The organism is Brevundimonas sp. (genome assembly GCF_036677305.1).
GTDB lineage: Bacteria > Pseudomonadota > Alphaproteobacteria > Caulobacterales > Caulobacteraceae > Brevundimonas.
This window is the reverse complement of sequence record NZ_JAKFEB010000209.1, coordinates 1-11,181: the sequence shown is the minus strand read 5'-3', so window position 1 is coordinate 11,181 and position 11,181 is coordinate 1. Positions and strand designations below refer to the sequence as shown.

The window sequence follows — 11,181 nt, the reverse complement described above, 5'->3', positions numbered from 1 at the left end:
CCGCTGGTCTATTTCGTCTGGACGGCCGCGCACGGCTTCGCGACCGGCTGGTGGCCGTACTGGTTCCTGAACCTGCCGCAGCTGGGCCTCGCCCGTTCCGCCCTCGTGGTCGCCGCCCTGCTGATCCTGCTGCTGGTCGCCGGCTTCGCCTTCGTGGCGATAGACCGCAGCCTCGCCCGGCGTGACAGGACGCCCGCGCCCGCTTAAGCCTCGCCGCATGGCCTACAAATCGCTGCGCGACTTCATCGAGATACTGGAAGCGGAGGGCGAACTGGTTCGCGTTTCCGAACCCGTCTCCACCCATCTGGAGATGACCGAGATCCAGACGCGCCTGCTGCGCAACGGCGGCCCGGCGGTCCTGTTCGAAAAGCCTGTCATGCCCGACGGCTCGATCAGCCCCATCCCCTGCCTCGCCAATCTGTTCGGCACGGTGAAGCGCGTGGCCATGGGCGTGACCATGGAGAAGAAGACCCGCACCACCGCCGCAGAGTTGCGCGAGGTCGGCGAACTGCTGGCCTTCCTGCGCAACCCGACCCCGCCGCGCGGCCTCGGCGACGCCATGGAGATGCTGCCGCTGGCCCAGACGGTCATGTCGATGCGGCCCAAGGTGGTGAAGTCGGCCCCGGTCCAGCAGGTCGTGCTCAAGGGCGACCAGATCGACCTGACCTCCCTCCCCGTCCAGGGCTGCTGGCCCGGCGAGCCCGCGCCGCTGATCACCTGGGGTCTGGTCGTGACCAAGGGGCCGTCCGACGACCGCGAGGACGACTTCAACCTCGGCATCTACCGCATGCAGGTGCTGGGCAGGGACAAGGCCATCATGCGCTGGCTCGCCCATCGCGGCGGGGCCCAGCATTACGCGCGGCACAAGAAGGCGGGGAAGAAGGGTCCCCTGCCCTGCGCCGTCGTTCTCGGGGCCGATCCCGGCACCATCCTGGCCGCCGTCACGCCGGTGCCGGACACCCTGTCGGAATACCAGTTCGCCGGCCTGTTGCGCGGCGCCAAGGCCGAGCTGGTCCCCTGCAAGACCATCCCCCTGATGGTCCCCGCCAACGCCGAGATCGTGCTGGAAGGCCACGTCCTGTTCGACGAGCACGCGCCCGAGGGCCCCTACGGCGACCACACCGGCTACTACAATTCGGTCGAGACCTTCCCGGTCTTCCAGGTCACCGCCATCACCATGCGGAAAGACCCCATCTATCTGACCACCTTCACCGGCCGTCCGCCCGACGAGCCCTCGGTGCTGGGCGAGGCGCTGAACGAGGTCTTCATCCCCCTGCTGCGCCAGCAGTTCCCCGAGATCACCGACTTCTGGCTGCCGCCCGAGGGCTGCAGCTACCGCATCGCCGTGGTGTCGATGAAGAAGGCCTATCCCGGCCACGCCAAGCGCGTGATGCTGGGCGTCTGGAGCTATCTGCGCCAGTTCATGTACACAAAGTGGGTCATCGTCGTGGACGACGACATCGACGCCCGCGACTGGAAACAGGTCATGTGGGCCATCTCCACCAAGATGGATCCGGCGCGCGACATCACCGTCATCGAGAACACCCCGATCGACTATCTCGACTTCGCCAGCCCCGAGAGCGGCCTCGGCTCCAAGATCGGCCTCGACGCCACCGACAAATGGCCGCCCGAGACGAAGCGCGAATGGGGCCAGGAAATCCGCATGGACGAGGATGTCGTTTCGCGTGTGTCCGAAATCTGGGAGAGCCTGGGCCTGCCGGGTGACGGAACGCCGATCTGGAAATGATGCAACGCGGCGACAGCCTGGGCGCGCTGGCGGGAATGTGTCCAAAAAACGCTTTCCACATGACGAAGCTGTAATCTAACGTTCCGGTTCGGCCTTACCTCCCATGGAACCGTCCCGATGAAATCAGCTCTCGTGCTCGCCGCCGCTCTCGTCATGGCCATGCCTGTCGTCTCGATCCCCACGGTGTCGGACGCCCAGGTGCTCACCGGCCGCAGCCGGGCCACCCCGACCCGCCGCGCCCGCCCTGCGCCGCCGCGGCTGACCGAAGCCGAGGAAAATCAGCTGTGGGACGCCCAGGGCGAGATCGACACCATCGATGGACAGATCGCCGACGTCCGGGCCGCCGGCGAGACCCAGGGCAGCCTGACCGCCGAGCAGCAGACCTGGCTCGACGCCCAGACCGCACGCCGCGCCGAGCTTGAGGCCGTCGTCACCCGGCTCGAGGCCAAGAAGAACCGCTGATCGGCCCGCGACCGGGTACCGTCCCACGGCGGCGTTGCGGGTCGCTGACCGCAGCGCCCGCCCTCGCCTTCGGCGCGCGGATCGATCGGGTGTGACGCGCGGGTCCATCCGTCCATAGTGTCGAACAGAATCGGTGGGGCCCGGCATGAGCGCGTTCGAATTCTTCTTCAGCTTCTACGGCCTGCTGCTGGGCCTGTCGGTCGCCGTCATCGCCACGGGTCTGGCGACGGCCATCCAGCATCGCAAGAAGATCCGCATCGGCTGGCTGACCCCGCTTCTGGCCCTGTTCGTCGGCCTCGACATCGCCAGCTTCTGGGATTCGGCCTGGGTCAGTTTCCGACATCTGTCCTTCAGCTACGGGCTGCTGGTCGCCGGCCTGGTCATCGCCCTTGTCTATTTCATCGCCGCGTCGCTGGTTTTCCCCCACGACCTCGACGACGGCCAGTCGCTCGACGACCATTTCTGGGCCAACCGGCGGGTGGTCCTGCTTCTGACGGTCGCAGCCAATATCATCGCCTGCCTCGTCATGCTGCTCGCCAACCTGGGCCGCGAAGGGGGCATGCTGCATATCGTGACCTACGCCACCAATCTCACGCTCTACGCGGCCCTCGTCGTGCCCGCCGCCTTCACCCCCGGACCCAGGGTGTTCGGAGCGCTCATCGGGGTTCACATCGTCATCTATCTGCTCATCGCCGGTATTTCCGCAGCCCGCCCCGACCTGATGGTGGACGCCTACAGGGAAACGCCCGCCGCTGACGCCGCCGCCCGATGAGCGCCTTCGAATTCTTCTTCAGCTTCTACGGCCTGCTGCTCGGCCTGTCGGTCGCCGAGCTGGTCGGAGGGTTCGCCCGGGTCCTGCATGAACGCCACCGGATCCGGTTCGGCTGGCTGACTCCCATGCTGGCGATCTTCGTCGCCATGGATGTGGCGACCTTCTGGTCCCAGGCCTGGGTCATCTTCCGCGGCGCGCCGTTCAACCTGTCGCTTCTGTTCCTCGGTCTGGCGGTCGCGGCCACCTTCTACGTCGCCGCCAGCATCACCTTCCCGCGCGTGACGGCCGAAGGCGTCAGCGACCGGATCGACCTGGACCAGCATTTCTGGGCCCATCGGCGGCTGGTCTTCACCTGCGTGATGGCCGCCAACGCCATCGTCGCGGCGCTGTTCACAGGTCTCGCCGCGACCAATGCGGGCTTCGCCGAGCTGGCCGTGCCCCGGCTGTGGATCGGCATGGCCATCTTCGTCGTGGGAACGGCCACCGCCGCCTTCGCGCCCTGGCGAAGGGTGGCCGTCGCCGCCCTGGTGCTGGTTCTGGCCTACAGCGTCTGGAACGTGGCGCGATCGGCGGCCGCCCTGATCACGGCCGGGGGCTGGGCCCCGCCCGTCTGAGCCCGCCGCACGGAACGGCTTGTCGGGCCGCCACATTTGGCCGAGGAAGATTCCATGCGCCCCGCCCTTCTGATCGCCGTCCTGGCCGCCCTGTCCTCGAGTCCCGCCATGTCCCAGTCTCCGTCCGTTCCCAACGCCGCGCCGTGGGATCAGCCCTTCCTGCCGCCCGCGCCCGCCTGGGACGGCGCCAGCCGCGCCCTGCTGCGGGGCGCCTCCGACCCCTGGGTCACGGCCTTCGAGACGGATCCCGGCCACGACTTCAGCCCGAACTACGCCGACACCCGCGCCTGGTTCGACCGGCTGGACGCGGCGTCCGACCTGATCCGCATCGAACAGTTCGGCGTCTCGCCCGAGGGCCGTCCGATGTACGCCGTCATCGCCACCAGGGACGGCGCCGCCTTCGACCCGTCCAAGCCCGTGCTGCTGGCCCAGGCCGGCATCCATCCGGGCGAGATCGACGGCAAGGACGCGGGCATGATGCTGCTCCGCGACATCGCCTTCAACGGCAAGGCGGATCTGCTGGACCGGGTCAATCTGATCCTGATCCCCATCCTGTCGGTCGACGGCCATGAGCGGGCCAGCGCCTATTCCCGTCCCAACCAGCGCGGGCCCCGCATCCAGGGCTGGCGCAACACGGCGACCAACCAGAACCTGAACCGCGACTATCTCAAGCTGGACCAGCCCGAGATGCGGGCGGTGCGCGGCCTGATCGTCAAATACCGGCCCGATCTCTACGTCGACATCCACGTCACCGACGGCATGGATTACCAGTACGACGTCACCTACGGCTTCAACGGTGAGAACGGAGCGTATTCCCGCTCGCCCGCGACCTCGCAATGGCTCAACGACGTGTTCAAGCCCGCGATCAACGCCGGACTGGAAGCCCGGGGCCATATCCCCGGCGAACTGGTCTTCGGCGTCGACGACAGCAATCCCCGCGCCGGCCTGTCCGACGGCGGGCTGGGCGAGCGCTTCTCGAACGGCTGGGGCGCGGCGGCCCACGTCCCGACCATCCTGATCGAGAACCACAGCCTCAAACCCTATGAGCAGCGCGTGCTGGGGACCTATGTCTTCCTCGAGGACGCCATGCGCCTGCTGGCCCGCGAGGGCCGCACGCTGCGCGCGGCGATCACCGCCGACAGCGCCCTGCGCCCGGCCGCCATCCCGGCGAATTTCCAGGCCGACCCGACCCCGGCCTACACCCGCGCCTTCAAGGGCATTCGCTACGAGACCTGGGACAGCCCCGCCTCCGGGCGCCGCGAAATCCGCTGGCTGGGCCAGGCGGATCCCGAGATCTGGTCCCTGCCCTTCTTCGGCTCGAAGCCGACGCTGACGCTCGCACGACCCGAAGCCTATTGGGTGCCGTCGTACCGAACCGACATCATCGAACGCCTGCGCATCCACGGCGTGTCGATGGAGACGCTCGACGCCCCGCGCACCGTGTCGGTCGAGATGCTCAGCCTCGACGACCCGAAGGTCGCGCCCCGCCACAACGAGGGCCACGTCGCCGTCACGGTCACCTCGGTGACGCCCCGCCGCCGCGACTGGACCTTCCCCGTCGGCTCCGTCCGCGTGCCGACCGACCAGCCGCTGGGCGACATCGTCGTCCTGCTGCTGGAGCCGCAATCCAGCGAGAGCTTCTTCGCCTGGGGCATGTTCCCCGAGGTGCTCAGCCGCGTCGAATATATCGAGGGCTACGCCATCGCCCCGCTCGCCGAGGCCATGATGGCCGCCGACCCCGCGCTCAAGGCCGCGTTCGAGGCCAAGCTGGCCGCCGACCCCGCCTTCGCGGCAGACGGTGATGCGCGTTTGCAGTGGTTCTATGAGCGAACACCGTTCTATGATGAGCGCTACCGGCTCTATCCGGTGGGACGCGAGACCTGATCATGACCGCCATGACCGCCCTGCAGGCCGTCGCCCTCTGGAGCGGCCTTCTGATCCTGCTCCTGATCGGTCTGTCGCTCCGGACGATCTTCACGCGCAAGCGACTGAAGGTGTCGCTCGGCGATGGTCCCAATTCGGAAATGACGGTGATCAGCCGTGCGTTCGGAAACGCCGCGGAATACATTCCGCCCCTGCTGATCATCCTGCTTCTGATGGCCCTGCTCGGTTTCCAGCCGGTCTGGATCCACCTGCTGGGCGGAGCGATGTTCCTCGGCCGCCTCCTCCACGCCTGGGGTCTGGGCAAGAAGATACAGCCCTCGTTCGGGCGGGTATCCGGCATGATCCTGACGCAGCTGACGTTGGCGGGCGGCGCACTGGCCCTGATCGCCTGCGCTTTCGGCTGCATCTGACGCCGGAGCCGTTGCGCGGACGGCGCGGCCCGGCCATATCGGGGCATGCCTGACCGTACCGCGTCCGCCTCTCCCGACATCCTGCCCGAACTGGTCGCCGCCGCGCTGAGGGCCGGCGCCGACGCCGCCGAGGCCGTCTCGGCCGAGCGCGCCTCCCTGTCCATCGGCGTCCGCAACGGCGCCCTCGAGGACGTCGAGCGCGAGGAAAGCCGCGACCTCGGCCTGCGCGTCTTCGTCGGCGCGCGCCAGGCGACCGTCTCGGCCTCTGACCTGTCCGACGCCACCCGCGCCCGCCTGGTCGAACGCGCTGTGGCTATGGCCCGGCTCGCGCCGGAAGACCCCTACGCCGGCTTCGCCCCGCAGGACCGGCTGGCCCACGGTCCCTTCCCCGATCTCGACCTCTACGACCCCAGCGAACGCAGCGCCGCCGAACTGGAGGCCGTCGCCGCCGAGGCCGAGGCCGCCGCCCTCGCCGTCCCCGGCGTGGCGAAATCCGAAGGCGGCCACGCCTCGGCATCCTCCAGCCGCTGGCGGCTGGTGACCTCGCACGGGTTCGACGGCGCCTATCACGGCTCGGCCTTCTCGCTGGGCGTCGGCGTCATCGCCGAGAAGGACGGGGCCATGGAGCGCGGCGGAGAGAACCGCGCCGTCCGCCACCTGTCCGACCTGCCCGCCGCCGACGTCATCGGCCTTGAGGCCGGCCGCCGCGCCGTCGCCCGGACCGGTCCGCGCAAGATCGCCTCGACCACCGCGCCCGTCATCTTCGAGAACCGCGTCGCCGGTCAGGTCCTGTCCCCCCTGCTGGGCGCCATCTCGGGTCCCTCGGTCGCGCGCGGCACCTCCTTCCTCAAGGACCGGCTGGGCCAGCGGGTCCTGCCCGCCGGCGTCGACCTGATCGACGACCCCTTCCGCCCGCGCGGCCTCGGCTCGACCCCCTTCGACGACGAGGGAGTCGCCGTGACCCGCCAATCAATCATTGATGACGGCGTCCTGACGACCTGGCTGCTGAACAGCGCCGCCGCGAAACAGCTGGGTCTGGCCTCGACCGGCCACGCCTCGCGCGGCCTCGCCGGCCCGCCCGGGGTCTCGACCCACAACCTGCATCTGGAACCCGGCGAGCTCGATCTGGCCGGCCTGATGGGCGACGCGAAAAGCGGCCTGCTGGTCACCTCCATGTTCGGTCCGTCGCTGAACGCCAACACCGGCGACTGGTCGGCCGGGGTGTCGGGCTTCTGGTTCGAGAACGGCCAGATCGCCTATCCGGTCAGCGAAGTCACCGTGGCCGGCAAGCTGCTGGACCTCTACGCCCGCATGCAGCGCGGCTCGGACCTCGAGTTCCGCAGCTCGTTCAACAGTCCGTCCCTGCTGTTCGACGGCGTCGCCATCGCCGGAAAATGACCGACCTCGCAGCCGATCTCGCCCTGATCCGCGACGCGGCCCTCGCCGCCGGCGAACTGGCCCTGTCGGAACGCGAGGCCGGGCTGAAGATCTGGTCCAAGTCCGGCGGCTCGCCCGTCACCTCGGCCGACATGGCCGTCGACAAACTGCTGAAGGACGCCCTGCTGCCGGCCCGCCCCGACCACGGCTGGCTGTCCGAGGAAACCGCCGACACCGACGCCCGCATCGGGCGGCGCCGCCTCATCGTGGTCGACCCCATCGACGGCACCGTCGCCTATATGAAGGGCAAGCCGTGGTGGTGCATTCCCATCGCCATCGTCGAGGACGGCCAGCCGGTCGCCGCCGTCATCCACGCCCCGGCCCTGGGCGAGACCTTCACCGCCCTGCGCGGCGGCGGCGCCTTCCTCAACGGCCGGCCGATCACCGCCTCGGACACCACCGATCTGGACGACGCCTCGGTGCTGGCCGACGCCCGGCTGATGGAGGGCCCCCACTGGCCCGAGCCCTGGCCCGCCATGCGGTTCGAGAAGCGCAACGCCATCGCCTACCGCATGGCCCTGGTCGCCGCCGGCGCCTTCGACGCCGCCATCGCCCTGACGCCCAAATGGGACTGGGACGTCTGCGCCGGAGCCCTGATCGTCGAGGAGGCGGGCGGCCGCGTCAGCGACCATCACGGCGTCGCCTGGCGCTTCAACCAGCCCGATCCGCGGCAGAACAGCCTGATCTGCAGCGCCCCGGCGCTTCACCCGTTGATCGTGCGCCGCACAGCGCCTATTCCGCTGGCGCCCCGCCAGCCCGACCGGACCTGACATGACCACCGAAACCGACGCCCCCCAGCTGCTGCACCTCGTCATCGGCGGAGAGCTGCGCCACCTCGACGCCCCGGTGTTCCGCGATCTGTCCAAGGTCGAGTTCGTCGGCGCCTTCCCCAACTACGAGGAAGCCCGCAAGGCCTGGAAGGCCCGGGCCCAGGCCACGGTCGACAACGCCCACATGCGCTACTTCATCCTGCACGCGCACCGGATGATCGACCCGCGCGGCGACGACCACGGCCACTAGGGCGGAACCCGCACTCGGTCCAGGGCGCTTTCAGGCGTATACTGCCACGCCTGAAAGCGGAGAAATCCCATGACCTCAGCCCTGATCATCCTCGTCCTCCTCGCCGTCGCGGTGGGGGTCGTCTTCTGGGTCGTCCGCCGGCAACCGGCCGCGCCGCGCGTCGGACCGCAGGACGGCGACACCGCCTGGAACGATCCCGTCACCCCCGGCGAGCCGGCCCGCCCGACCGGCCGGCCTGATACCTTCGCGGCCGACGTTCCTCCCGCACGGGATCTGCAGCCGTGACCCTGTTCGGACGCACCTTCGACGGGGCCGAAATCGCCTCCCTGATCTCGCTGCTGCTCGTTCTGGTCCTGTGGATCGGCGCCTGGCGCGGCAATCGGGACTGGACCCGTTGGTTCCGCGGCTGGGAGGCCGACCGCAAGGAACGCCGCGACGCCGAACGCGCGGCCGAGGGTGGCGACGCCGCCAATCCGCCTCCGGGCGCGCCGCGCGGCCCGTGGGGCTGAGACCTACTCCCGCTTCAGCAGTTTCTCGGTCAGGACCGTGCCCCACCAGCCGGCCTTGAACTCGGCCCGGATCGCCCTGGGGTCATAGGCGTCGCTGTCGACCCAGTCGATGAAGCTGACCCCCGTCGGCTCGACCTCGCGCAGGTATTTCTCCAGCGTGAAGTCCAGCACCCCCGTCAGCCCCTCGCGATGGTGCAGGTATTTCTTCGACAGCTGGTCGATGGCTGTGCTGATCGGCTCGCCCAGATGGAAGTGGCGATAGAGGACCGCCATCATCCCGGCCCGGTCCGCCCCCGACTTGCAGTGGATCAGCACCGGATATTCGATCGTCCGGAACAACTCCCGCGCCCGGTGAATCCGGTCCTTCTGCGGCGGATCGCGCGAGTCCAGCGGCGCATCGATCAGGGTCAGCCCCAGCCGCGCGCACGCCTCCTTCTCCAGGGCATAATAGGCCTCGTCCCGCGCCCCGCGCAGGTTGATGACCGTCTTGATCCCTTTCGCCTTCCAGTACGCCAGCTGGCGCGGCGACGGCTGGTTGGTCCGCACCAGATCCGGCCCCAGCCAGTGGGCGTTCATGAACCACCGGCGCAGGAAGGCGTGATCCTTCCACACATAGTCCCACCGCGCCTTGAACCGTCCGCCCGGGGTGCTGAGATCGTAACGCGCCATGGAGGGGAGATAGCGGTTGCCGACCGTTGCGTCACCCGGCGGCCGGCCTTGCCGGCGAGACGGCGGGGTGATGATCTGCCACAACTGTTTCTGGCGCCGAGCGAGGAGGGCTGCATCTACATATCGATCTGGATGTCGGTCGGGTTCTGGCTCGGGGTGGCGATCTACGCGACGGCGTGGGTCCGGGGCGGACACGTCGAACGCTTCGCCGCGATGGTCTGGATCGTGCAATGCCTGGTCCTGGTCATGAATTTCTGGGCGCGTGCGGTCGCCGCGACGGTTAACCGGCGAAACCGGAAGGAGGCCCGCCACCCGGCGGTCGTTACCCCGCATCAACCCGCGAAGGCCTGCGCCGCGTGACGAGCTGGGCGGTGGTGGAAACTTGTCTCGGCATGGCGGCCTACGTCGTCGCCTGGCTCTGGGGCGGCCGAACGGAGCGTTTCGTCGCGGCGACGATGCTTCTGCATTTCGCGATCTCGGTCACGTCCATCGCCTACGAATGGCCGGAGGCCGGCCTGCATCTGCCCCGCCAGATCGCCGACTACGTCCGCCTTCTGATCTTCGGCTGGCTCTGCTTCCGGTCAAACCGATGGTGGCCCTTCCTGATGGCCGTGGGCCTCGGGCTCTCGGCGCTGGTCGATGTCGTGGTGGTGTTCGATCCCGGCATTTCCCCCAATGGCGCGGTCTCCGCCAAGATCGGCCTTGCCTATCTTTTCGATCTGACGCTGCTGCTCAGCGTCTGCGAGCGCTGGCTGGCCGGAGAGCCGCCGGCCGGCCGGGCGGCGTGGGCGCGCGCGGATATCGCGACGGCCGCCCGGCGAAACCGCAGGAAGCCCGCCCCCTGTCCGGAAGCGACGCCCGGGGACGACACCGCGAAGGCCGCGATCGCATGACGATCTGGGGCGTAGCCGGAATGTGGCTGGGCTTCCTGGCCTATGCCTTCGCATGGTTCCGGGGCGGACCCGCCGAGCGCTTGGCCGCGGGGATCATGATCCTGCATTGCCTGGCCACGGTCATCACCTTCAAGTGGGTGATCGACGGCCACCATTCGCCGCGGATGATCCTGGACGGCGTCAGGCTTCTGTTCTTCGGGTGGCTATGCTTCCGCTCGAATCGATGGTGGCCGTTCGTCGTACTGGCGGCGTTGGCGATGATGTCCGGGCTGCATATCGTCACGCTCTTCGAGCCGACGCTCTACATGGCCGTCGCATCCGCCTTTGTCGGGCTTGGTTACCTCGTCGACCTGACGCTGATGCTCGGCGTCGGCGAGCGCATGCTGGCGGGAGAACCGCCGGCCGGCCGCGCTGCATGGGCGCGTTCGGACGCCGTGACGCCTCCTCGACGACAGCGGAAACGGCCTGTCCGCCGTTCCGGCCGCATCCTCTCCGGGGCCTCGCATCCCGCGCCTCCCTGCTTGACTTCCCCCCCAAGCCGTCCGACCTCGGACGCATGACGCCGCCCGCCCCCGCCGACGACGAGAAGGAACCCCTTCGCCCGCTGCTGGCGCGGATCTGGCGCGACTACCTTTCGCATCACAAGGCGGCGCTGTTCCTGTCGATGCTATGCGCCGCCGTGGCCGCCCTGATGACAGCCGCCATCCTCAAATTGCTGGAACCCGCCATCAACGGCCTGTTCCTGAATCTTGAAGAGCCGGTTT

Annotated in this window: 16 protein-coding genes and 1 pseudogene; 16 read left to right on the top strand and 1 reads right to left on the bottom strand. The window is 68.8% G+C overall.

Translation table 11 applies throughout. The annotated features are described in order from the left end of the window. The 12 genes from V6M42_RS12170 to V6M42_RS12115 form a co-directional block, all read left to right on the top strand. Positions 1-207, top strand: a 207-nt coding sequence (locus V6M42_RS12170; RefSeq protein WP_332678697.1) for a Pr6Pr family membrane protein, incomplete at its 5' end; no start/stop codon positions are given. 10 nt (positions 208-217) lie between these two features. After that, positions 218-1,747, top strand: a complete 1,530-nt coding sequence (locus tag V6M42_RS12165; RefSeq protein ID WP_332678695.1) for a UbiD family decarboxylase — start codon at positions 218-220, stop codon at positions 1,745-1,747. A 117-nt stretch (positions 1,748-1,864) separates the two neighbouring features. Beyond that, the gene (locus V6M42_RS12160) at positions 1,865-2,209 is read left to right on the top strand and encodes a hypothetical protein (protein ID WP_332658047.1); all 345 of its coding nucleotides are present in this window, start codon (positions 1,865-1,867) and stop codon (positions 2,207-2,209) included. A gap of 145 nt (positions 2,210-2,354) precedes the next feature. Beyond that, positions 2,355-2,981 carry a hypothetical protein gene (locus V6M42_RS12155; RefSeq protein WP_332658046.1) on the top strand — a complete coding sequence of 209 codons (627 nt, stop codon included), beginning with the start codon at positions 2,355-2,357 and terminating at the stop codon, positions 2,979-2,981. After that, positions 2,978-3,595: a hypothetical protein gene (locus V6M42_RS12150; protein ID WP_332678693.1), complete on the top strand. Its 618-nt coding sequence runs from the start codon at positions 2,978-2,980 to the stop codon at positions 3,593-3,595. The genes V6M42_RS12155 and V6M42_RS12150 overlap by 4 nt, the downstream gene beginning before the upstream one ends. A gap of 54 nt (positions 3,596-3,649) precedes the next feature. Then, entirely contained in the window at positions 3,650-5,479 is a 1,830-nt protein-coding gene (locus tag V6M42_RS12145) for a M14 family metallopeptidase (protein WP_332678692.1), read from the top strand. 2 nt (positions 5,480-5,481) lie between these two features. Continuing rightward, entirely contained in the window at positions 5,482-5,889 is a 408-nt protein-coding gene (locus V6M42_RS12140; protein WP_332678690.1) for an MAPEG family protein, read from the top strand. A 45-nt stretch (positions 5,890-5,934) separates the two neighbouring features. Next, positions 5,935-7,287 (top strand): TldD/PmbA family protein, encoded by a 1,353-nt coding sequence (locus tag V6M42_RS12135; protein WP_332678688.1) that lies wholly within the window; start codon positions 5,935-5,937, stop codon positions 7,285-7,287. Then, complete coding sequence (locus V6M42_RS12130) at positions 7,284-8,096, top strand: inositol monophosphatase family protein (protein WP_332678686.1); 813 nt, start codon at positions 7,284-7,286, stop codon at positions 8,094-8,096. Before V6M42_RS12135 ends, V6M42_RS12130 begins: the two co-directional genes overlap by 4 nt. Position 8,097: 1 nt before the next feature. After that, on the top strand, positions 8,098-8,346 hold the full coding sequence (locus V6M42_RS12125; protein ID WP_332658040.1) for a DUF4170 domain-containing protein: 249 nt from the start codon (positions 8,098-8,100) through the stop codon (positions 8,344-8,346). Between the two features lie 69 nt (positions 8,347-8,415). Further along, positions 8,416-8,631: a hypothetical protein gene (locus tag V6M42_RS12120; RefSeq protein ID WP_332658039.1), complete on the top strand. Its 216-nt coding sequence runs from the start codon at positions 8,416-8,418 to the stop codon at positions 8,629-8,631. Then, positions 8,628-8,855, top strand: a complete 228-nt coding sequence (locus tag V6M42_RS12115) for a hypothetical protein (protein ID WP_332658038.1) — start codon at positions 8,628-8,630, stop codon at positions 8,853-8,855. Before V6M42_RS12120 ends, V6M42_RS12115 begins: the two co-directional genes overlap by 4 nt. 3 nt (positions 8,856-8,858) lie before the next feature. Here V6M42_RS12115 and V6M42_RS12110 read toward each other — a convergent pair whose 3' ends face one another. Next, a complete protein-coding gene (locus tag V6M42_RS12110; RefSeq protein WP_332678684.1) occupies positions 8,859-9,524 on the bottom strand; it encodes a fused DSP-PTPase phosphatase/NAD kinase-like protein in 666 nt (221 codons plus the stop codon). Between the two features lie 48 nt (positions 9,525-9,572). Between V6M42_RS12110 and V6M42_RS12105 the strand changes: the two genes are divergently transcribed. From V6M42_RS12105 to V6M42_RS12090, 4 genes and pseudogenes are all read left to right on the top strand, one after another. Beyond that, a complete protein-coding gene (locus tag V6M42_RS12105; RefSeq protein WP_332678682.1) occupies positions 9,573-9,884 on the top strand; it encodes a hypothetical protein in 312 nt (103 codons plus the stop codon). Between the two features lie 32 nt (positions 9,885-9,916). Further along, complete coding sequence (locus V6M42_RS12100) at positions 9,917-10,417, top strand: hypothetical protein (RefSeq protein WP_332678680.1); 501 nt, start codon at positions 9,917-9,919, stop codon at positions 10,415-10,417. After that, complete coding sequence (locus V6M42_RS12095; protein ID WP_332678679.1) at positions 10,414-10,977, top strand: hypothetical protein; 564 nt, start codon at positions 10,414-10,416, stop codon at positions 10,975-10,977. The genes V6M42_RS12100 and V6M42_RS12095 overlap by 4 nt, the downstream gene beginning before the upstream one ends. Next, positions 10,974-11,181: pseudogene (locus tag V6M42_RS12090) on the top strand (ABC transporter ATP-binding protein); the annotation flags it as partial. The gene V6M42_RS12095 and the pseudogene V6M42_RS12090, both read left to right, overlap by 4 nt.

Bases quoted from the DNA above. Each gene is read 5' to 3' on its own strand.
- V6M42_RS12165 (WP_332678695.1), top strand. From the start codon at position 218: ATGGCCTACAAATCGCTGCGCGACTTCATCGAGATACTGGAAGCGGAG.
- V6M42_RS12160 (WP_332658047.1), top strand. From the start codon at position 1,865: ATGAAATCAGCTCTCGTGCTCGCCGCCGCTCTCGTCATGGCCATGCCT.
- V6M42_RS12155 (WP_332658046.1), top strand. From the start codon at position 2,355: ATGAGCGCGTTCGAATTCTTCTTCAGCTTCTACGGCCTGCTGCTGGGC.
- V6M42_RS12150 (WP_332678693.1), top strand. From the start codon at position 2,978: ATGAGCGCCTTCGAATTCTTCTTCAGCTTCTACGGCCTGCTGCTCGGC.
- V6M42_RS12145 (WP_332678692.1), top strand. From the start codon at position 3,650: ATGCGCCCCGCCCTTCTGATCGCCGTCCTGGCCGCCCTGTCCTCGAGT.
- V6M42_RS12140 (WP_332678690.1), top strand. From the start codon at position 5,482: ATGACCGCCATGACCGCCCTGCAGGCCGTCGCCCTCTGGAGCGGCCTT.
- V6M42_RS12135 (WP_332678688.1), top strand. From the start codon at position 5,935: ATGCCTGACCGTACCGCGTCCGCCTCTCCCGACATCCTGCCCGAACTG.
- V6M42_RS12130 (WP_332678686.1), top strand. From the start codon at position 7,284: ATGACCGACCTCGCAGCCGATCTCGCCCTGATCCGCGACGCGGCCCTC.
- V6M42_RS12125 (WP_332658040.1), top strand. From the start codon at position 8,098: ATGACCACCGAAACCGACGCCCCCCAGCTGCTGCACCTCGTCATCGGC.
- V6M42_RS12120 (WP_332658039.1), top strand. From the start codon at position 8,416: ATGACCTCAGCCCTGATCATCCTCGTCCTCCTCGCCGTCGCGGTGGGG.
- V6M42_RS12110 (WP_332678684.1), bottom strand. From the start codon at position 9,524: ATGGCGCGTTACGATCTCAGCACCCCGGGCGGACGGTTCAAGGCGCGG.
- V6M42_RS12100 (WP_332678680.1), top strand. From the start codon at position 9,917: ATGGCGGCCTACGTCGTCGCCTGGCTCTGGGGCGGCCGAACGGAGCGT.
- V6M42_RS12095 (WP_332678679.1), top strand. From the start codon at position 10,414: ATGACGATCTGGGGCGTAGCCGGAATGTGGCTGGGCTTCCTGGCCTAT.